Below are 19,071 nucleotides of genomic sequence, written 5' to 3' on the forward strand. Positions count from 1 at the left end.
CGGGTAAATATCCGCACAAAAAATAATGCCAGTCAGCTTAACTGACTGGCATTAGCGACATGGCTGCTGCTTTTAATGGATAAAAAAGAGCCGGGCTGACCCCGGCTCTTTTTAGCATTGATGGGAAAGGCAGTTTATCCCCGCATATGCTTAACTGCTCACCCTTTTATACTGACGGTATTCAGGTTTCCAGAAATTAGCGTTTATTTTTTTCTGCAAACTTTCGTCATCCAGCTCCAGCGCATGGCCTTGTTGCATCGCAACCTTGGCTACCTCAAAAGCAATTTTTTTAGAAAGTTCAGCAAGTTGGGTCAGTGGTGGCAATAAACCACCCTCGCCTGTGTTGGCAAGCGGCGACGCTGCTGCCAGGGTTTCACTGGCGGTTCTGAGCATCTCATCGCTGATACGTTTGGCTTTAACCGCCAGCACACCGAGGCCAATACCAGGGAAAATGTAGCTGTTATTGCACTGGGCAATAGGATAAAATTTACCTTGATATTCAATAGGTTTAAACGGGCTGCCGGTGGCGATAATCACCTTGCCTTCTGTCCATTCAATAATTTTTTCCGGTCTGGCTTCAATCTGCTTAATAGGGTTACTGAGCGGCATAATGATCGGCAGCTCACAGTGTTTTTTCATCGCCTTAACCACAGCTTCGGTAAACAAACCAGCCACACCGGATACGCCAATGAGAATATCGGGTTTGGCGCAGTTCATCACATCACGCAATGACGCATAGTCACCACTAAAAGACCAATCGGCAATAGCGTCTTTTTGCTGTACCAATGCCTGCTGGAAGTCACGTAAATCGCTCATACCTTCGGTCAATAAACCAAAACGGTCGACCATATACACCTGACTGCGCGCTTTGGCATCAGTTAAACCTTCTGACACCATTTGGCTGATGACTTGCTCGGCAATACCACAACCGGCAGAACCAGCGCCGACAAACACCACTTTCTGGCTGGACAATTTCTGGCCTTTGGAGCGACAGGCCGCCAGTAAAGTGCCGACTGTCACGGCAGCTGTGCCCTGAATATCATCGTTAAAACAGCAGATCTGGTCGCGGTAGCGTTTTAACAACGGCATGGCATTGGGCTGGGCAAAATCTTCAAACTGCACCATAGCCTCAGGCCAGCGGCGTTTGACGGCTTTGATAAATTTATCAACAAATTCGTAGTATTCATCGCCAGTAATACGGCGGTGACGGTTGCCCATGTAATAAGGATCGTTCAACAGCTTTTCGTTGTTGGTGCCTACATCGAGGCAAACCGGCAAGGTATAAGCGGGGCTGATCCCACCACAGGCTGTGTATAACGACAACTTGCCAATAGAAATGCCCATACCGCCAATGCCCTGGTCACCAAGACCCAGCACCCGCTCACCATCTGTGACCACTATGACTTTGACTTTTTTCTTGGTGGCGCTTCTGAGCACATCATCGAGTTGGTCGCGGTCGCTGTACGAAATAAACAAACCACGGGCGCTGCGGTAAATATCAGAAAACCGCTCACAGGCATCACCCACTGTCGGCGTATAGATGATGGGCAGCATTTCTTCTAAGTGGTTTTGCAACAAACGGTGAAACAAAGTTTCGTTGTTATCCTGCACCACCCGCAGATAAATGTGTTTGTTAATCGGCTCTTCAAAAGATGAATATTGCATATAGGCGCGAGCCGCCTGTTCTTCAATAGTTTCATAACGCGGTGGCAATAAACCTGTCAGGTTAAAAGCGGCACGCTCTTCGCGGCTAAATGCACTGCCTTTATTTAATAAAGGGGTTTCCAATAAAGCCGGTCCGGCGTAATGAATATACAAAGGGGTATTTTGCTCTGACTGACGCATAAAAATCCTGATCTGGTGGCCATCTGGCGGAAAATTGTAGAGAGTTTACCTGTTGTAGCGCCTCGTAGTAAAATTTCACTGAACTGGTCGGACTTTTGCCTGAAAGCGCTACAATTGCTTCACATTGTTGTTTTATTACGTCTAACGCTTAAATTTGGTTTCCAACACCACCGCAGAATTGGTCCGCTCTACCCCATCCAGATTACCAATATCATCCAGTAGGTGACTCAGCTGTTCTGTGCTTTGCGCCTGCACCACAGCAATGAGATCGTATTCACCACTAATGGCATAAAGCTCTGATATTTGTGGAATTTGTTTAAGCTCCACATTGGTTTTGGTGGTGAGTTTTTGTTTTACCTTAATAGACACATGGGCTGACACCAGGCTACTGACAAACTTGTCGCCATATTCCACCACATAACCTTTAATCACGCCGGTTTGTTCCAGCCTGGCAATGCGGGTTTGCACTGTAGAACGCGACAAATTTAACAATCTGGCTAAATCCGACACGCTGGTTCTGGCGTTGGTCCTGAGGATAGAAAGTAACCTTTCATCTTCTTTGCTTAGCATTTTGTTTGCCCTCGCCGTTAAATTGACTAAATAAACATGAAATATGTCAATAATGCTACTGCATTTTGGTGGTTCTGCTCAATATAATAAGGGATACCCCAAAGAATACCGGCACAACCGGTTTACAACTGAATCCAGAGGTTAAAAATGCAGGTCACAAGAAGTTTATTTGATGAAGTGATGGTTCCTAACTATGCGCCGTCACCTATTATTCCGGTGCGTGGTGAAGGTTCAAAACTCTGGGATCAGCAAGGCCGTGAATTTATCGATTTTGCCGGTGGTATCGCCGTGAACTGTTTAGGGCACTGCCATCCGGTACTGGTGAAAGCCTTAACCGAACAAGCCAACAAACTGTGGCATTTGTCAAACACCATGACCAACGAACCCGCCTTAATGCTGGCTAAACGTCTGGTTGATAACACTTTTGCTGACAAAGTTTATTTTGCCAACTCGGGTGCTGAAGCCAACGAAGCAGCATTAAAGCTGGTGCGCCGGGTCGCATTGAATAACTATGGCCCGGAAAAAACCCAGATCATCGCTTTTAAACAAGGTTTCCACGGCCGTACCCTCTTTACAGTGTCTGTCGGTGGTCAACCCGCTTATTCTGATGGTTTTGGCCCTAAACCTGCTGATATTGACCATGCTGAATACAACAACCTCGATAGCCTGAAAGCCCTGATTTCAGACAAAACCTGTGCTGTGGTGTTAGAGCCGTTGCAAGGTGAAGGCGGTATCATCAGCCCGACCGTTGAATTTATCAAAGGTGTACGTGAGCTCTGTAACCAGCACAATGCGCTGTTGGTATTTGATGAAGTGCAATCTGGTGTGGGCCGTACCGGCGAACTGTACGCTTATATGGGTTTAGGTGTGACGCCAGACGTATTAACCACAGCCAAAGCCCTGGGCGGCGGTTTCCCTATTGGCGCTATGCTGACCACCAACGACATTGCCAAACACTTAGTGGTTGGTACCCACGGTAGCACTTATGGCGGTAACCCGCTGGCTTGTGCTGTTGGTTTAGCTGCTTTTGACACAGTCAACACCCCTGAAGTACTGAACGGCGTAAAAACCCGCGAAAAACTGTTTAAAGATGCACTGCACGCCATCAATGAAAAATACCATGTATTTAGCGACATCCGCGGTAAAGGTTTATTGGTTGGTGCTGCATTAAATGCTGATTACGCCGGTAAATCCCGTGACTTTATGCTGGCCGCTGCCGAAGAAGGTTTATTGGTGCTGATGGCCGGTTATAACGTGGTGCGTTTTGCCCCTTCGTTAATTATTCCGGAAGCGGACATCAAAGCGGGTATGGCGAAATTTGAAGCGGCAATTGCCAAGCTGGTTGCTGCGAAAAAAGCCGGTTAATCCGCAAAAAGAACTGACGCAGAATAAAAGCCACGGCCTCTGCCGTGGCTTTTATCCTCGCGGCACCACGGGTTCTAACTGACGGTTTTACCTTAGTTTTAAACCTTTGTAATGAGCAACACAGGCTCTGTTGAGGACAACATAAGATGTTATTGATCCGCCCGATCCAACAATCGGACTACCCGGCACTGATGCAAATTGCCATTGAATCAGGCGCTGGCTTTACATCGCTGCCGGTGAATGAGCAGAAACTCAAACAAAAAATCGCTCACTCAGAACATAGTTTTGCCATCGACACCGATAAACCCGGCAATCAGGGTTATTTGTTTGTGCTGGAAGACACCACCACAGGGGAGATCCTGGGCACCTCAGGCATTGAAGCTTCTGTCGGTTTAACCAATCCGCTGTACCATTTTCATAAAAGTACCGTTATCCACCACTCGAATGAACTGAATGTGTTTAATCCGGTGGAAGTCTTGACCATGTGTAACGACTACACCGGCGTTTCTGAAATTTGCACTTTGTTTTTGCGCGAGCCTTACCGCGCAGGCCTGAACGGCCGTTTTTTATCCAAGGTGCGGTTTTTATTTATGGCCGAGCAGCCCAAACGTTTTGCCAAGCTGGTGATTGCCGAAATGCGTGGTGTGGCCGATGACAACGCTTTACCGCCGTTCTGGCAGTGGTTACAGACTTATTTTTTCAGCATCGACTTCCCCACAGCCGACCATTTAATTGGCATTGGCAACAAAGGTTTTATTGCTGATTTAATGCCACGTCACCCTATTTATGTCAGCTTGCTGCCGGAATCGGCACAAAAAGTGATAGGTGAAGTGCACGAAAATACCAAACCTGCGTTAAAACTTCTGGAAAATGAGGGTTTTATCCACCGTGGTTATGTCGATTTATTTGACGCTGGCCCGACGGTTGAAGCGCAGCTAAAACAAATTAAGTCAGTGCGGCAAAGCCATAAAGTTGAAGTGCGTATTGAAGATAATGCCGAAAAACGCCATGGCGGTGTGGTGCTGGCACTTTGTAACACCTCAAGCGCAAATTTCCGTGCCACCTTCAGTGATGATGTAAAACTTTGCACTGAGCAGAATGTGATTTTACTCAGCAGTGAAGTGGCTGATGCACTGAAAGTACAAAACGGTGATTTTGTTCGTTATTTAAATCTGGAAAAAGGTGCCAAATGAGCCAGTCTACCCAATCTCAAACAACAGCCTTGAATACAGCGGTACAGTTTATCAATGGTGAGTGGCAACAAGGCGCCGGTACTTTGTTCAGCTCAGTGAATCCGGCGAACAACAGCGTGATTTGGCAGGGCAAGAGTGCAGATGCCGCTCAGGTTGATGCTGCTATTCAGAGTGCCCGTGAAGCTTTTTACCGCTGGTCGCAGTTAAGCCTGGAAGCACGTCTTGCCATTGTTGAAGCTTTTGCCGAGCAGTTAAAAGCCAATACCGAACAAATGGCAAGATGTATTGCTGAAGAAACCGGCAAAGCTCTATGGGAAAGCCGCACTGAAGTGGCAGCCATGACCGGCAAGATTGCCATTTCGATTAAAGCCTACCACGAGCGTACCGGCACAGTAGAAAACCCAATGCCTGGCGCCCGTGCTTTTATCCGCCACAAACCTCATGGTGTAGTGGCGGTATTTGGCCCTTATAACTTCCCGGGCCATTTACCTAATGGTCATATAGTGCCGGCGCTGATTGCCGGTAACACTGTGGTGTTTAAACCTTCGGAGCTGACGCCTAAAGTTGCTGAATTTACGGTTCAGCTTTGGCAGCAAGCGGGTTTACCGGCCGGAGTCATCAACCTGGTGCAAGGTGAAGTGGCCACAGGCAAAGCGCTGGCGGGTCATGCTGGCATTGATGGTTTGTTTTTTACCGGCAGCTCAAGCACAGGCCATTATCTGCATCAGCAATACGCCGGTCAGCCAGGCAAAATTCTGGCGCTGGAAATGGGCGGCAATAACCCGCTCATCGTCAAAGATGTGGCCAATATCGACGCTGCAGTGCATGACATTATTCAGTCGGCTTTTATCAGCAGCGGTCAACGTTGTACCTGTGCCCGCCGGTTGTTTATTGAACGCTCAGCCAATGGTGATGCCATTCTGGCCAAGCTGTTAAGTGCAGCGGCCAACATTCAGGTGGCCGATCCTTTTGCCGACAATCAGCCGTTTTATGGCGCCATGATTAGCGCCAAAGCAGCAGCTGGCATGGTCAAAGCCCAGGACGATATTCAGGCGCTCGGCGGCGTGTCTTTGCTTGAACTGAAACAATTACCGATTGGTGATGCTTTTGTCAGCCCGGGCATTATTGATGTGACCCATGCCAAAGCATTGCCGGATGAGGAACATTTTGGACCACTTCTGAAAGTGTACCGTTATGACAACCTCGACGCGGCAATTGCTGAAGCCAATAACACCGCCTTTGGTCTGTCCGCTGGTTTACTGGCTGACAATGAAGCGGATTATCAGCACTTTTTTGCCCGTATCCGTGCCGGTATTGTCAACTGGAACAAACCTATTACCGGCGCCTCCAGCGCTGCCCCTTTTGGTGGTATAGGTGCCAGCGGCAATCACAGAGCTTCGGCTTATTATGCGGCGGATTATTGCGCTTATCCGGTGTCGTCGGTAGAAGCGCAGGCTGTGACTTTACCAGCCAGCTTAAGCCCCGGACTCAGTATTTAGTAAACAACTGTATTTAGCGAATAACTGAACCAGTAAACACCTAAAAAGTTTAACTGGATCAAAGCAGAACCCAGGCTGGGCAGCTACACTGCCCCGCTTTTTAAAAATTGTAGCCATATTGCTGTTTAATATAGGATTTATCATGCATACCAATGTGAATGAATTATTTGCCAAACTGTGGGAAAACTATCTGACGGTCACGCCTTCAGCGCAGAAAATTCATGCTCTGCTCGGCTCTTCACAACAAAACGACGTGATCAATGACCATATCGCGCTGCGCACCTTTAACCTGCCGCAAATTGGCCTGGACAAACTGGCCGCGCATTTTCTGGCGCTGGGTTATGTTGAAAAAGGTGAATACCACTTTGAGTCGAAAAAACTGTACGCCAAACACTATGAACATCCGGATGCCAACCAGCCAAAAGTGTTTATCTCTGAGTTATTACTGGAAAAATGCTCGGAACAATTACAAAAAATCGTCAACGATTTAGTAGCTCAGATGGATCCGGCTGCTGTTAGCGCAGATAACTTCCTGTATTCAGGCCGCCACTGGGCTATTGACCAGGCCACTTACAAAACTTTATTGGCAGAAAGTGAATACGCCGCCTGGATGAGTGTATGGGGTTTCCGTGCAAACCATTTCACAGTGTCAGTGAATGCGTTACAAAACTTCGAAACTTTGGATTCAGTGAACCAGGCGCTGAAAAACGCCGGTTTTGCACTGAATACCTCTGGCGGCGAAATTAAGGGCAGCAAAGATGTATTGTTAAAACAATCATCAACGCTGGCGGACGAAGCTTTAGTTGAATTTACCGACGGCAACGCCATGATCCCAAGCTGTTTTTATGAATTTGCCCGTCGTTTCCCGACCGCAGATGGCAGCTTATATTCAGGTTTTGTGGCAGCTTCTGCCGACAAAATTTTTGAAAGCACCAACGCACGTTAACAGTGTTTTTAATTGAACATAAAAAAGCGCCTTTGGGCGCTTTTTTGTTGTTTGTAAATCTTATCAAAAGCGACGTTAAGGTGCGCTAATACGCTGGCGCTGCGCCTCTGCCGGTAAATACTGCAGTGGGTCCTGCGGATGACCATTACGCCAGAGTTCAAAATGCAGATGTGGCCCCGTAGCGCGGCCTGTTGCTCCAACCAGACCAATTTGCTGACCGGCCATCACAAAGTCGCCAATTTCGACATCAATTCTGGATAAATGCGCCGACAGGCTTTGCAACTTATCACCATGTTCAATCAGCACCGCCATACCAAAAGCGTCACTCATACTGCCCATATCGGCGTTGAGCACCACACCCGAGCTTGCCGCATACACAGGCGTGCCTTGAGGCGCCGCAAAATCCACACCGTGATGACGTCTGTTACGGCTTTTCACTATATATTTGGCAAAGGCTGAGCTGATACGGGCGCCCGGCACCGGGTGTACAAAAGGCGCAGGCCCTGGGGCACTTTGAAACACCGGCTCTTGTTGCGGCCGGACTTTGGATACAGGTGCTGGTGCGCTGCTACAGGCACTGAGCAGCATCACCAAAACCACACTCAGCCATTTAGTTTTGCTCTGCCAGCTGTCTGAGCATGGGCTCTTGGCAGCAAAATTAACAAAAGTGCCCCGACCATACACCAGACGAAAAAACCGCTGAGCAGCCCTTTGAGACAATATTAGGTTTCCCTGCATCAACAAAACACCTTTCAAAGCAGCCTGAATACCAAGCGAAAACAATCTGATAACCAGTGTTACCTGTATTTTTAGCGCCGACAAGTGCTACTGCTTTGCAGGCAGGTTATTTGCCGAAATAATGCCCGCTTACACATCACATGCATCAGAACGCACAGCTACGACCCAAGACCACAGACCGGAACTTTTATGCTCAGGCTTTACTGGTGTGAGCGGTCGTTAACTGCTGCAGCAGCCAGCGCTGATAATAAGCAGCACCTTGTTTGTGATACTGCAAAGAGGAGGGATTCAAAAAACCATGGCCATAGTCACAGCACCTGCTGCTGACATTGGCAGTCCCGGAAACTGTCTGCGCCAGCGCCTTGACATCAAAATGCTGTTCTTTGGCCCAGATCAGCGACGTTGGACACTGGGGCTGTAACTCTGGGTAAAAACGAATTTGCCCACCATAAAAACAAAACGCCTGTTTGATAAGACCAGGCTGTATTTGGGCAATTTCACACCAGAGCGCGGCAGCGCCGGCACTAAAACCAACCGCCAGCAAAGGCATCTGGCAGCTTTGTGCATCGTGCTGCGACAGTTGCTGTAATAACTGTTGTAACTTCTGCCGGTAGCTGTCCAGGCCGCCCTGCTTTACAAAATGCCGGTACGCCTGCTCTTCATGTTGAAACTGATGAGTTTGCTGATAAGGCGACAGCCACAACAAGGGAGCGCGCCAGGCGCTAAATTGTGCCTGTAATGCCGGCGTAACACCAAAAATGTCGCTGCATACCAACAACGGCAGCTGCTGAAGACGGTTGTTGCGCATCTTTATCTTGGCCCCTTCTGTACTTTTGACCATTGTTCGTAGTTCAACAGCCTAAAATAAATTCAGCGGCAGTTTTAAATACACCACCCCATTGTCCTCAGCGGGCGGCAGCTGCCCTGCTCTCATATTAACCTGCACTGAGGGCAATAACAGTTTTGGCATACTCAGCGTGGCATCCCGTGCTGTGCGAAGTGCGACAAATTCCTGCTCAGTGACCCCCTGGCGCAAATGAATATTCTGCTGTTTTTGCGCGCCAACTGTGGTTTGAAAGCTAAATTCATTGCGCCCTGCGGCTTTGTAGTCGTGACATAAAAACATCCGGGTTTCATCCGGCAACACAAATAACTTTTGTACCGACTTATATAAAGTTGCAGCGTCGCCACCCGGGAAATCACAACGGGCACTGCCATAATCCGGCATAAATAAGGTATCACCGACAAAAACCGCATCCGCTATCTGGTAACAAACACAAGCCGGTGTATGTCCGGGGGTATGGATCACGCGGATCTGCAGCTCACCCAGCGGCAATACAGCACCATCGTCCAGCAATAAATCAAACTGACTGCCATCGGTTTTAAAATCATCTTCAGTATGAAAAATACCGGCAAATACCTGCTGCACCTCATGAATGCGGCTGCCAATGCCGGTTTGTCCACCGAGTTGCTGACGGATATAAGGTGCAGCCGATAAATGGTCGGCATGCACATGGGTTTCCAGCACATAACAAAGTGTCAGTCCCAGTTCTTTCACCAATGCGATAAGCGCATCAGCAGCTTTAACATTGGTACGGCCTGACGCAGCATCAAAATTCAGTACAGGGTCAATAATGGCCGCTTGCAGACGCTGATCACACCAAACAACATAACTATAAGTGTTTGAATCATTGTCAAAAAACTCTTTTACGCTCAACGCCATTGTCGCTCTCCTGTGCCAACGCTGTCTGATTTGATAGCGCGGCGTTTTGATAATGTCTAAAGCCCATTGTTTGCCGCGCCTGTGGCTGTGCTGATAATGGCGCAACTATAACAAAGTCAATTCATAACAAAAAGAGCTAAGGATATACCCATATTGCATAACAATAGCTATCAAAGCAAAGGCAGGCTCAGGCTGATAACAAGCTGGTTTTACCGCACAGCCTCCGCACCAAGCAGCCCCTAAACGACAAACTCCCCCTGGCCGCAAGCTGTCCCACCACAGCGCCTTAGCATCCGAATCTGCGCAACACAGCCATCCAAATGGCTTTTGTCATAAAGTTGTCATGCAGAGCTCTTAAGCTGCCCGGCATCTGTTGCGATAGTTAATCCGGGGTTGTATGAAGATTGCAATAAAGTTTATGTCCATAATGGCGACTGCCACAGTATCGGCGGTGTTACTGGCAGTGCTGACTACTGCAGCCCTGTCGCAACATAAAGCGCAGCAGGCGCTGACTAGCAGTGTCAGCGAGCAGTTTAATGCGGTGGCTCGCGGCCGTGAGCAGGCTCTGGGGTTGTATCTCAATGCGCAGCGTGACTTGTTATTAAGTCTGGCCGCCAACCGGCTGACACAGGAAGCTTTGTATGCACTGGAGCGGCCTTTTTCTTCTTACCGTTATGAAGTCAGTAACCCGGGTGATGACACTTTAAAAGCCGATTTAAAGGCCTGGTATCAGCAGAAGTATCTGCCGCTTTCATCTCAAATAAATCAGGCCTTTGCACCCGATATCAACAAATGGCTCAATCAAAGCCGCACTGAAACTTTGTTGTTACAACACAGGTACTTAAGCCAGAACCCTGCAGAGGCCGACCATCTGGCCAGTTTCACCGATGCCGCCGATGGCTCCGTCTATGCACAGCAACACAAAAGATTTCACCAGAGTTTTGTCGAAGTCAGCCGCCGTTATGGCTTACAGGAGCTGTATCTGGTGGATGCAAAGCAGCTGAATGTGGTGTATTCAGTACATAAAACCCCGGTTTTTGCCACTTCACTCAAAGATGGTGCTTTTGCCGCCAGCCCACTGGCTAATGCCGTTAAAAACTTACTGAAACAGCCGGCAGGCTCCACTTCACAAACATCCTGGCTCATCACTGAACCTGCGGCATTTGATGGTTATTTTCAGATGCCGGTGCTGTTTCTGCTGGCCAAAGTACAAAGCCCGATGAGTGGCAGCAATGACACTCAGGGTGTACTGGTGCTGCAGCTCCCGGTCAGTGCGCTCACCGCTTTAATGACACAACAGCAAAACTGGCAGCACATTGGTTTAGGTCAGAGTGGCGACAGTTATCTGGTCGCGCCCGATGGCAAGCTGGTCACATCACTTCGGCCTGAACTGGCATCAGCGGCAGAGTTTAAACAGCTCTACCCTGAACTTGCAGCGCAGCAAGGCGCTTTTGGCCTGAGCGGACGTTTAACCCTGACGTCCAAAGAAGTGCAGGCGGCACTTGGCGGAAAAACCGGCATGGTTAACACCACTGACTACCGGGGAGTGGAAGTACTGCTGAACTATCAGCCGGTGCAGATTGGTAATAGCAACTACGCCTTGCTGACCCAACAAGACAGCAGCGAAGCTTTTGCCACCCTGTACGATCTCAGATCACAAACCCTGGCTTTTAGTGTGCTCATCGTGCTGGTGCTAACGCTGTTGTCGTTATTTGTAGCCTGGCGCATCGGCCGCAGTATGGCAGCGCCACTGGAGTATTTTGCCGGTGCTATTAGCCAGGCGGCAGCTTCTCATAACTTACAAACCCATTTTGAACGGCGTGGTGACGCTGAGCTTCAGGCCATGGCCGATGCGCTGAATCAGCTTTTTAGCAACCTATCACAAGTGCTGAATAAATTATTGGCAGCAGGCGCGCAAAGCCAGCAACAGGCCAAAACGCAGCTTGAGATCAGCAGCCAATGCCAGCAGGCGGTTTTTGCGCAAAAAAGTGCGTTATTACAGTTACATCAGGACGCCAGACAAAGCCAGCAGGCGCTGTTAGGCATGCAACTGCAGTTACAACAGGCCAGCGAAGCGGCAACAGAAGCAGAACACCAATCTTCTGAGGGCATGACACAGCTCAAAGAAATGCAACAACGCCTGAGTCAGTTATCTGCCCAGGTTAGCAGTTCCAGCGACAGTATGCTGGCACTGGAACAGGCCGCCACCAATATAGTTCAGGTACTCGATACCATCAAAGGTGTGGCCGAACAAACCAATTTGCTGGCATTAAATGCCGCTATTGAAGCGGCCCGTGCTGGTGAACACGGCCGGGGTTTTGCCGTGGTAGCCGATGAAGTGCGGCGCTTATCCGGCAGTACCCAGCAGGCCACTTTGGAAATTCAGCAGATGCTGAATCAGCTCAGTTTGTCGGTACAACAAACCAACACTGGCCTGCAGCATGAACAACAAAGCACTGCTTTATGTTTAAAAAGTGCAGAAGCGGCCGACCAGGCCCTGACCATCAGCCTTGATGCAGTCAGCCGCATCGCCCAAGCCACAGCTGCGGTTTATCAGCTCAGTGTGGCCGAAACCAGCCGTAGTCAGGGTATTGGCAGTGCGCTTGACCATATCAGCAGCAGTGCCAGCAGCACAGACGAAGCCATGTTCAGCTTAAGTGAGCAGGCCAAAAGACAGCAGCAACTGACAGAGGAAGTGGCGCAACAGGCTTCGGTATTAAAACTTCGAGGCTAGTACTGAAAATGCTTCTGCCAGTTAATTGATAGCAAAGTGAAGTTAAAACAGCCTTAGCGGGCTGCTTTCACGCTGACAACATAAAAATCACCTTGTCGGTGTTATTCTGCGCTGTGTCCTGTTAGGCTGATTTTTAGACAACCACTGCAAAAAATCAGCAACAAGGACCCTCAGATGTTGCCAAAATTTCTTTGTTTTTTTCCATTACTGTTGATAAGCCCCCTGCTGTTTGCAGCTTCCCCCCAGCTCGCTGCGTCGTCGTCCCAAGTGCATCTATCATCACCACAAGTGGTGATCAGCACTAATTACGGTGATATGACTTTTGCACTGGATGACAAAATAACCCCTAAAACTACGGCGCAATTTATCAAGCTGGCAAAAAGCGGCTGGTATAACGGCAAAGAGTTTTACCGGGTGGTGAAAGGCCATGTCATTCAGGCCGGTATCAATGACGATTTGCACCCTGACCATAAAAAATATCAGCTGGACGCGGAATTCTCGCCCGATAAACCACAAATCAAAGGCAGCCTGGGCATTGCAAGGGATGAAGATCCCAACAGTGGCAGCACAGAATTTTATATTTGTCTGGCGCGACGTGCCCATTTAGACGGCAAATACAGCCATTTTGGTCAGCTCATCGAAGGCGAAGCCGTGCTGGATAAGATAGCCGCAGTGAAAGTCACGGAAAAATGGCTGGATAATCCGGGAGGCCAAGCTGTAGCCTTTCACAGGCCCCACACGCCGGTGCTGATCCACAGCATCAGTGTAAAACAGCCTTAACCCTGCGCCAGCATCACGCACTCTGCTGCCGGATAAAACTGGTGTCACAGAAAACTCAAGTGTTGATTGATCACATCTTATTGTTTCAGTTAGCATTTTAAACTTTTAACAAAAAATAACGATTATTTTGGCTGAGCTTCACCATGTTTTTGCCAAAAGCCGTTGCCCCGCTTGGCTGCGGTCTGATGCTCATGGCAGCATCGCCGCTGCTTGCGAACACAGCGACACCTGTATTGCCTGCCACCGACAAAGACTGGGCGCTGGCAGCGGTTGCTTATCACCAGCTGGATTGGTCCACCCAGGCCTTGCTTGATAAGGTGCTGACAGCGCTCTGAAGCTGGTGTTATGTGGTATGTTGCCGGCGTTTTGGCTGATGAAAACGCCGGTATTGCGCGTAACCCGGGCTTTAGGTCACTGATGGCTTTTTCCCGCTTATTTGCCAATCGGCTCCATGTTGACGCTCATTAGAAATGACATCCTGTTGTAAAGCTGTCAGTGCATTTGTCACTTGCATGCTGCTTTGCTCCATCAGCTGTAGTGCATGGCTCAGGCCCGGGAAATCGCCCCGCAAAGCTGCTTCCAATGCTGCCTGACCTGCTTTGTGTACCGCCTGATGCGGCGCGTCCAGTCGCTTAAAAGCGGGTAAATTACCGTATAAACGGGCACCTTCCCCTTGAAAATACCACTGACCTAACCGGCATTGTGTATGGGTTATCAGAGTTTGTTGATAACTCTGTTGTTGCAGAAGATTGTAGACTTGTGTTTTCCAGACGGCATGATCAAGTTTGACAGTGTTTAAAAAGGCAATAGTGGCGGAGCCGGAAATCACTTTTTGCATATGGTCAGAACTCTGAATGACCTGATTGACTACATTATCTATCTGAAGCGAGCTTGTTGCCACTGCATCCGCACTTTGTTGACTTTGCGCCACCATCTGGCGGATGTTGCTGGTTTGATCCATCACCTGCCGGATAAGTTGTTCAATTTGGCTGCTGGCCTGATGCGCCTTGCCTGCCAGTGTGCGGACTTCATCAGCGACTACGGCAAAACCACGCCCTGCTTCGCCCGCTCTGGCGGCTTCAATTGCAGCGTTGAGCGCCAGTAAATTCGTTTGATCAGATATTTCCTGAATACTGGAAATCAGTTGGTTAATAGCACCCGCTGTACCATCAAGCACCGCTGCAACCTGCGCGCTTTGTGCAGCATCCCGGGTAATTTGCTGTGCCCTGCTGTCGAGTTCAGCCACTGCCGATTTTGTGTGCTGAAACAATTGTTCGAGCTGCTGTAACGACTGATGCTCTGTTGCCAGTGCTGTTGCATTATCAGCCAGATCCTCACGGATGGTGCTCAACAGTGCATTGCCACTTAGCATGCAGCTACATAATTGCTGTTGCTGTATACAGAGTTGCTTTTGTTCATCAAGCTGGTGTTTGTGCAAAACCAGCTCTTGCTGCTGCCGCTGTTGTTCTGCAATTGCTTGCTGCCTGTGTTCCACAAGTTGCTGTTGCAGTTGGTTGATTTCTTGATGTAATTTCTTGCGGAAAAACATTTAAACCTCTGTGCGCACTGGCCTGACTTGCTATGTTAGGCCAGTTTGCATCAGATATTGAACACGACTTTTGTCTTAGATCAAACGCAGGTTTTCAGGCGGCAGCAACATCCTGCTGTAACAGTGTGATGGCCTGAACAACCTGCAGACACTGCGATTCAACGTCCGCCAGCGTGCTGTTCATTCTGGTTTCGTTGTGATCAAGCGCAGCTTTTTGTGCTTCACGCGCAGCTTCGTGCATAGCACGGTGTGGCCTTTCTATGCTTTTAAAGCTAGCTAGCTGGCCATAATGTTTATAGCCATAACCAGTAGTGCCGCACCAGCTCTGGAATTTTTGCTCCGCCAGCGACGCCGGCAAAGTTTTGTGCTGTTGCAACGCCTGATACAGCTCAGCTTTAAAGGTTAAATAATCCAGTTTCAGGCCATTCAGGTAAGTTAAGGTGGTGGTGGTACGAATCAGTTTTTTCATCGCTTCAGAGCGGTTGATCACTTCATTCACCACCTGATCAATCTGGCTGCTCGACACCGAAATATCAGCGGCACTTTGCTGGCTCTGTTGCACCATGGCTTTGATATTGTTGGTTTGTTCAATGACTTTACGGATCAGATTTTCAATTTGTTTACTGGCTTCGTTGGCTTTGCCAGCCAGGGTACGGACTTCGTCGGCCACCACGGCAAAACCACGGCCCGCTTCACCGGCTCTAGCCGCTTCAATCGCCGCGTTGAGTGCCAGTAAATTGGTTTGATCAGAAATTTCCTGAATACTGGAAATAAGCTGCGTGATAGCGCTGGCGGTGCCATCCAGCACAGCGGCAGTTTGTGCACTTTGATTGGCATGGTCGGTAATATGCACAGAGCGGGTTTCTAAGGTGCGGATGGCACTTTGGGTTTGACCAAAAATATCTTCAAGTCTGGCAAGTGCTGTTCTTTCATCAATCAGACTCTCTGCCAGCTGGTTCACTGTCTGTTGCACCATAGCAAGCGTTGTTGCGCCGGCAAATGACTGTTGTTGCCATTGTTGCTGATGAAGCTGTTGCTGCTGTAATTGCTGCAGCTCGTGATGCAGTTGTTGCAGTTGGCTGTCTTTTTGTTGTTGTTCTGCCTGATATTGTTGTTGTAGTTCTTTCAGTTGTTGTCTGAGTTGTTGGTTTTCTTCTTTCAGCGCACGGTTAAAAATCATAAGTCTCCCCTGGAGCTCAACATCGAAACTCCATCCTATGCCAAGGCATCAGGCAAAAAAAGACTAAAACAAGCTGGCTATAAAATATTTATCAGCCAAAACACCATCTTGTGCTTTGCCACCAGAGGCAAAGCACAGCAACAACAGCACAAAGCTGCAGCTTGATTCACCGCTCGCTTTGCAAAAGCGCTTTTATAAAAAAGGACCTCAGCTGAAGTCCTTGTTAGACCTACCGAGTTTTAGCTGACTAAACTTCTGAGCATCCAGGCATTTTTCTCATGCGCTTGCATGCGCTGAGTTAATAAATCCAGTGTCGGCTCATCAGAGGCTTTATCGGCCACGGGCACAATAGAGCGGGCTGTTTTGGCAATAGCTTCCTGGCCTTTGACCAAATCTTTAATCATCTCTTCGGCAGTTAAATGGCCGTCGGCTTCTTTAATGCTGGTCAGTTTGGCAAATTCTTTATAAGAGCCAGGCGCAAATTCACCCAAAGCACGAATGCGCTCAGCGATTAAATCCACCGCCAGCGCCAATTCGGTATATTGGGTTTCAAATAAAGTGTGTAGTGCCTGAAACATCGGTCCTGTCACGTTCCAGTGGTAATTGTGGGTTTTTAAATACAAGGTATAAGTGTCAGCCAACAGCACGGCTAAACCAGCAGCTATGGCTTTACGGTCTTGCTCTTCAATACCAATATTAATTTTCATCCTGATCACCCTGAAGTTTATATAAACAAATCACAGGCTTACCTTAGCGGAAAAAAGCGCCTGCTTCAAAGCAGATGAGGCCAAAACAACAACCTTTTACGCCGGGCGCAAAGTTTGCCTTTGTGTGTGCCCAGTCTTTCTTATTTGGGTTAATTGATTTATCTTGCGAAAAAACGCACAAGGAGACGTGATGAAATACCAGATCCGGCAAAAAATCTTTAGCCTGACCGACAGCTTTGATATTCAGGATGAACGGGGCGCAGTGGTGCTGCAGGCCAAAGGCAAGCTGTTTAGTATTTCCAGCAGTCAAACGCTTTACGATATGCATGGGCGCGAACTTCTGAAAATTAAACGCAAATATTTAACTTTATTGCCAGCTTGCCGTTTGTTGTGCGCCGACGGCAGCGAATGGCTGATAAAAAAACGGTTCTGGCCGTTCTGGACCTCGCGTTTTAGCGTTTATGGCCCGGCTGGTGAACTCGAAATCAGCGGTAATTTATGGCAGCACGAATATCAAATTCGTCAGCAAGGCCGGTTATTGGCTTCTGTATCCAAAGCCTGGTTTAGCTGGTCTGATACTTATGGCGTGGAAATTTATGCCGCCGAGTGGACAGCACAGTTGCTGGCTGCCGTCATTGTGATAGACAGAATTTCGCACCAGGGCAAGAACTCAGGCCTGGGGGACGATTAAAACATGATTCAACAAGCAACATGACCACCCGCGGAGTTTACATAAAATCTTCAAGTCCTGCGGCTAAGATTAGTTCTGAAATAAGTTGACTCTTGTGCCATTACAACAATTGCTCTACTGCATCAGGCGTTTTGTATTTTAACGCCTGATGAGGGCGACCTGTGTGGCAGATACGCACCAACTCTTCAATCATTCTCGTTGCTTGCCCGGTATTGGTAGGATTCACTCACGAATACTCGTTTTTTAGAATGCCATTTACCCGCTCAGCAAGCGCATTTTGACAACAAAAATAGCCGTCAGTCATATCAAAGGTAGCTGCCAATGCCAATACGCTTGCGATAGTGCAGTTCCAGAAGTTGCCGTAGCTTGCGCGTCTCTGTCAGGCGTTTCAAAAGGCGTTCAGCCTGCACTAACTCTAGACCTGACGCTCTTTACTGCTTGCTCGTACGTCAACTCGCCTTTTTCGATCAGTGCCATGGGCCAAAATTCAAACACATAGACCATCACGGCTTGTTCAATAGCTTCTTCGACTCGGTTCTTGATACTCGGACTTCTGCGACTTCTTTCGATCAGAGCATTAACACCGCCATCGTCCACCAAAAATCAATGCTGTGTTTAAAGATTGGATTGTTAGTATGGAGCATGAGAGTTACTTTTTTGTTTTGATTAAGAATTCGACACCCACAATCAAAACTGGTAACTCTCACCCTTTCAAGGCGATATCTCAGAACAAGTTGAGACTAATTCATGTAAAACCTGCTCTTAGGATAAACGTGGATCCGTAAGATTAATGCCGGGCTTCGTTTTTGCCTCTGCCACAAAAGCGTTTAACGCATGAAAAGAGGATAAATCCGTTAAATTACGAAATGCCGCCCAATCAAGCAATGCATACAAACTCATCGCCAGATAGTTCCAATGGCTAAACTCCCCCGCTTGGGCTTTTTGCTCCAGTACGGTTAACACCGCCTGAATACGTTCACGTTGCAGGTTAAAAAACAGCTTGTTGTCGTTGGTGTCAAACCCACTGCGCTGACACAATAAAATTTCCACCAGCGAATCATTCACGGCGTTGATCAATGTCAGGGTATTTTCTTCATCCCAGCTCAATGGCGCCCAACCAAACTTTTGCGACAGGTATCTGAATATCACCCCGGAATCAAACACCACTTGGGCACCATCGCTTAGCATTGGCACTTTGCGAGTAGGATTGAGTTTAATCAGTCGTTCTCTGTCAGCAGATTCAAAAATATTCATGCTGATAAATTCATGTGGATGCTCTGCAAGTAGCAGACGTAAACGGCGAACATAAGGTGACGATTGTGAACCATATAATTGCATGTTGACTCCCTTTTTATAACAAGACGCCCGCAAAGCGGGCGTTTGATGAAGCATATTGTTATTCGATCTGATGATATGATTCTATCGGCCTTTCTGTTTGTTGCTCAACAGGAGGCTGATACACAGGTTCAGGCCGTTGATACACAGGCTCTGGTTGCTGATATACAGGTTCAGGCCGTTGATACACAGGCTCTGGTTGCTGATATACAGGTT

General features: G+C 48.3%; 17 protein-coding genes and 2 pseudogenes. 8 read left to right on the forward strand and 11 right to left on the reverse strand.

The genetic code is table 11. The features are described 5' to 3' along the window. Positions 1–150: 150 nt before the first annotated feature. Together V7P87_RS16315 and V7P87_RS16320 are read right to left on the reverse strand one after the other, a co-directional pair. Positions 151–1,845 carry an NAD-dependent malic enzyme gene (locus V7P87_RS16315; RefSeq protein ID WP_296298689.1) on the reverse strand — a complete coding sequence of 565 codons (1,695 nt, stop codon included), beginning with the start codon at positions 1,843–1,845 and terminating at the stop codon, positions 151–153. 141 nt (positions 1,846–1,986) lie between these two features. After that, on the reverse strand, positions 1,987–2,415 hold the full coding sequence (locus V7P87_RS16320; RefSeq protein WP_296298691.1) for an Lrp/AsnC family transcriptional regulator: 429 nt from the start codon (positions 2,413–2,415) through the stop codon (positions 1,987–1,989). Between the two features lie 147 nt (positions 2,416–2,562). Between V7P87_RS16320 and V7P87_RS16325 the strand changes: the two genes are divergently transcribed. From V7P87_RS16325 to V7P87_RS16340, 4 genes are all read left to right on the forward strand, one after another. Next, entirely contained in the window at positions 2,563–3,780 is a 1,218-nt protein-coding gene (locus V7P87_RS16325; protein ID WP_296298693.1) for an aspartate aminotransferase family protein, read from the forward strand. Between the two features lie 146 nt (positions 3,781–3,926). Next, positions 3,927–4,973: an arginine N-succinyltransferase gene (astA, locus tag V7P87_RS16330; RefSeq protein ID WP_333798389.1), complete on the forward strand. Its 1,047-nt coding sequence runs from the start codon at positions 3,927–3,929 to the stop codon at positions 4,971–4,973. Continuing rightward, positions 4,970–6,472 (forward strand): succinylglutamate-semialdehyde dehydrogenase, encoded by a 1,503-nt coding sequence (astD, locus tag V7P87_RS16335; protein ID WP_333798390.1) that lies wholly within the window; start codon positions 4,970–4,972, stop codon positions 6,470–6,472. Before astA ends, astD begins: the two co-directional genes overlap by 4 nt. Positions 6,473–6,614: 142 nt before the next feature. Further along, entirely contained in the window at positions 6,615–7,418 is an 804-nt protein-coding gene (locus V7P87_RS16340) for a DUF1338 domain-containing protein (RefSeq protein ID WP_333798391.1), read from the forward strand. 75 nt (positions 7,419–7,493) lie between these two features. Here V7P87_RS16340 and V7P87_RS16345 read toward each other — a convergent pair whose 3' ends face one another. The 3 genes from V7P87_RS16345 to V7P87_RS16355 all read right to left on the reverse strand — a co-directional run bounded on the left by V7P87_RS16345 (position 7,494) and on the right by V7P87_RS16355 (position 9,879). Then, positions 7,494–8,156 carry a M23 family metallopeptidase gene (locus V7P87_RS16345; RefSeq protein ID WP_333798392.1) on the reverse strand — a complete coding sequence of 221 codons (663 nt, stop codon included), beginning with the start codon at positions 8,154–8,156 and terminating at the stop codon, positions 7,494–7,496. Between the two features lie 193 nt (positions 8,157–8,349). Further along, a complete protein-coding gene (locus tag V7P87_RS16350) occupies positions 8,350–8,964 on the reverse strand; it encodes a hypothetical protein (RefSeq protein WP_333798393.1) in 615 nt (204 codons plus the stop codon). A 51-nt stretch (positions 8,965–9,015) separates the two neighbouring features. Then, positions 9,016–9,879, reverse strand: coding sequence for an MBL fold metallo-hydrolase (locus V7P87_RS16355; protein ID WP_333798394.1), 864 nt, complete (start codon positions 9,877–9,879; stop codon positions 9,016–9,018). Positions 9,880–10,276: 397 nt separating this feature from the next. Between V7P87_RS16355 and V7P87_RS16360 the strand changes: the two genes are divergently transcribed. The 3 genes from V7P87_RS16360 to V7P87_RS16370 all read left to right on the forward strand — a co-directional run bounded on the left by V7P87_RS16360 (position 10,277) and on the right by V7P87_RS16370 (position 13,728). Then, positions 10,277–12,613, forward strand: coding sequence for a methyl-accepting chemotaxis protein (locus V7P87_RS16360; protein WP_333798395.1), 2,337 nt, complete (start codon positions 10,277–10,279; stop codon positions 12,611–12,613). Between the two features lie 174 nt (positions 12,614–12,787). Further along, the gene (locus V7P87_RS16365; protein ID WP_333798396.1) at positions 12,788–13,393 is read left to right on the forward strand and encodes a peptidylprolyl isomerase; all 606 of its coding nucleotides are present in this window, start codon (positions 12,788–12,790) and stop codon (positions 13,391–13,393) included. Between the two features lie 191 nt (positions 13,394–13,584). Continuing rightward, positions 13,585–13,728: a hypothetical protein gene (locus tag V7P87_RS16370; RefSeq protein WP_333798397.1), complete on the forward strand. Its 144-nt coding sequence runs from the start codon at positions 13,585–13,587 to the stop codon at positions 13,726–13,728. 71 nt (positions 13,729–13,799) lie between these two features. Here the strand turns inward: V7P87_RS16370 and V7P87_RS16755 are convergent, their stop codons facing one another. The 4 genes and pseudogenes from V7P87_RS16755 to V7P87_RS16385 form a co-directional block, all read right to left on the reverse strand. After that, positions 13,800–14,231 (reverse strand): CZB domain-containing protein, encoded by a 432-nt coding sequence (locus V7P87_RS16755; protein WP_442967982.1) that lies wholly within the window; start codon positions 14,229–14,231, stop codon positions 13,800–13,802. Between the two features lie 30 nt (positions 14,232–14,261). Continuing rightward, positions 14,262–14,942 (reverse strand): annotated as a pseudogene (locus tag V7P87_RS16760) (methyl-accepting chemotaxis protein); the annotation flags it as partial. Positions 14,943–15,036: 94 nt separating this feature from the next. Then, complete coding sequence (locus V7P87_RS16380; protein WP_333798399.1) at positions 15,037–16,122, reverse strand: methyl-accepting chemotaxis protein; 1,086 nt, start codon at positions 16,120–16,122, stop codon at positions 15,037–15,039. A gap of 239 nt (positions 16,123–16,361) precedes the next feature. Beyond that, positions 16,362–16,829 (reverse strand): Dps family protein, encoded by a 468-nt coding sequence (locus tag V7P87_RS16385; RefSeq protein ID WP_260656450.1) that lies wholly within the window; start codon positions 16,827–16,829, stop codon positions 16,362–16,364. A gap of 190 nt (positions 16,830–17,019) precedes the next feature. On the opposite strand from V7P87_RS16385, the gene V7P87_RS16390 reads away from it, so the two are divergent. Then, on the forward strand, positions 17,020–17,520 hold the full coding sequence (locus tag V7P87_RS16390; protein WP_333798400.1) for an LURP-one-related/scramblase family protein: 501 nt from the start codon (positions 17,020–17,022) through the stop codon (positions 17,518–17,520). A gap of 483 nt (positions 17,521–18,003) precedes the next feature. Here V7P87_RS16390 and V7P87_RS16400 read toward each other — a convergent pair. Continuing rightward, positions 18,004–18,120: pseudogene (locus tag V7P87_RS16400) on the reverse strand (IS481 family transposase); the annotation flags it as partial. Between the two features lie 162 nt (positions 18,121–18,282). Then, a complete protein-coding gene (locus V7P87_RS16405; RefSeq protein ID WP_333798401.1) occupies positions 18,283–18,858 on the reverse strand; it encodes a glutathione S-transferase family protein in 576 nt (191 codons plus the stop codon). Between the last annotated feature and the right edge of the window lie 213 nt (positions 18,859–19,071).

The organism is Rheinheimera sp., from assembly GCF_036782235.1.
Classification (GTDB): Bacteria; Pseudomonadota; Gammaproteobacteria; order Enterobacterales; family Alteromonadaceae; genus Pararheinheimera.

What these genes read in the sequence shown, in the direction of transcription:
- V7P87_RS16315 (WP_296298689.1), bottom strand. Translation starts at nt 1,845, where the DNA reads ATGCGTCAGTCAGAGCAAAATACCCCTTTGTATATTCATTACGCCGGA.
- V7P87_RS16320 (WP_296298691.1), bottom strand. Translation starts at nt 2,415, where the DNA reads ATGCTAAGCAAAGAAGATGAAAGGTTACTTTCTATCCTCAGGACCAAC.
- V7P87_RS16325 (WP_296298693.1), top strand. Translation starts at nt 2,563, where the DNA reads ATGCAGGTCACAAGAAGTTTATTTGATGAAGTGATGGTTCCTAACTAT.
- astA (WP_333798389.1), top strand. Translation starts at nt 3,927, where the DNA reads ATGTTATTGATCCGCCCGATCCAACAATCGGACTACCCGGCACTGATG.
- astD (WP_333798390.1), top strand. Translation starts at nt 4,970, where the DNA reads ATGAGCCAGTCTACCCAATCTCAAACAACAGCCTTGAATACAGCGGTA.
- V7P87_RS16340 (WP_333798391.1), top strand. Translation starts at nt 6,615, where the DNA reads ATGCATACCAATGTGAATGAATTATTTGCCAAACTGTGGGAAAACTAT.
- V7P87_RS16345 (WP_333798392.1), bottom strand. Translation starts at nt 8,156, where the DNA reads ATGCAGGGAAACCTAATATTGTCTCAAAGGGCTGCTCAGCGGTTTTTT.
- V7P87_RS16350 (WP_333798393.1), bottom strand. Translation starts at nt 8,964, where the DNA reads ATGCGCAACAACCGTCTTCAGCAGCTGCCGTTGTTGGTATGCAGCGAC.
- V7P87_RS16355 (WP_333798394.1), bottom strand. Translation starts at nt 9,879, where the DNA reads ATGGCGTTGAGCGTAAAAGAGTTTTTTGACAATGATTCAAACACTTAT.
- V7P87_RS16360 (WP_333798395.1), top strand. Translation starts at nt 10,277, where the DNA reads ATGAAGATTGCAATAAAGTTTATGTCCATAATGGCGACTGCCACAGTA.
- V7P87_RS16365 (WP_333798396.1), top strand. Translation starts at nt 12,788, where the DNA reads ATGTTGCCAAAATTTCTTTGTTTTTTTCCATTACTGTTGATAAGCCCC.
- V7P87_RS16370 (WP_333798397.1), top strand. Translation starts at nt 13,585, where the DNA reads ATGGCAGCATCGCCGCTGCTTGCGAACACAGCGACACCTGTATTGCCT.
- V7P87_RS16755 (WP_442967982.1), bottom strand. Translation starts at nt 14,231, where the DNA reads ATGCAAAAAGTGATTTCCGGCTCCGCCACTATTGCCTTTTTAAACACT.
- V7P87_RS16380 (WP_333798399.1), bottom strand. Translation starts at nt 16,122, where the DNA reads ATGATTTTTAACCGTGCGCTGAAAGAAGAAAACCAACAACTCAGACAA.
- V7P87_RS16385 (WP_260656450.1), bottom strand. Translation starts at nt 16,829, where the DNA reads ATGAAAATTAATATTGGTATTGAAGAGCAAGACCGTAAAGCCATAGCT.
- V7P87_RS16390 (WP_333798400.1), top strand. Translation starts at nt 17,020, where the DNA reads ATGAAATACCAGATCCGGCAAAAAATCTTTAGCCTGACCGACAGCTTT.
- V7P87_RS16405 (WP_333798401.1), bottom strand. Translation starts at nt 18,858, where the DNA reads ATGCAATTATATGGTTCACAATCGTCACCTTATGTTCGCCGTTTACGT.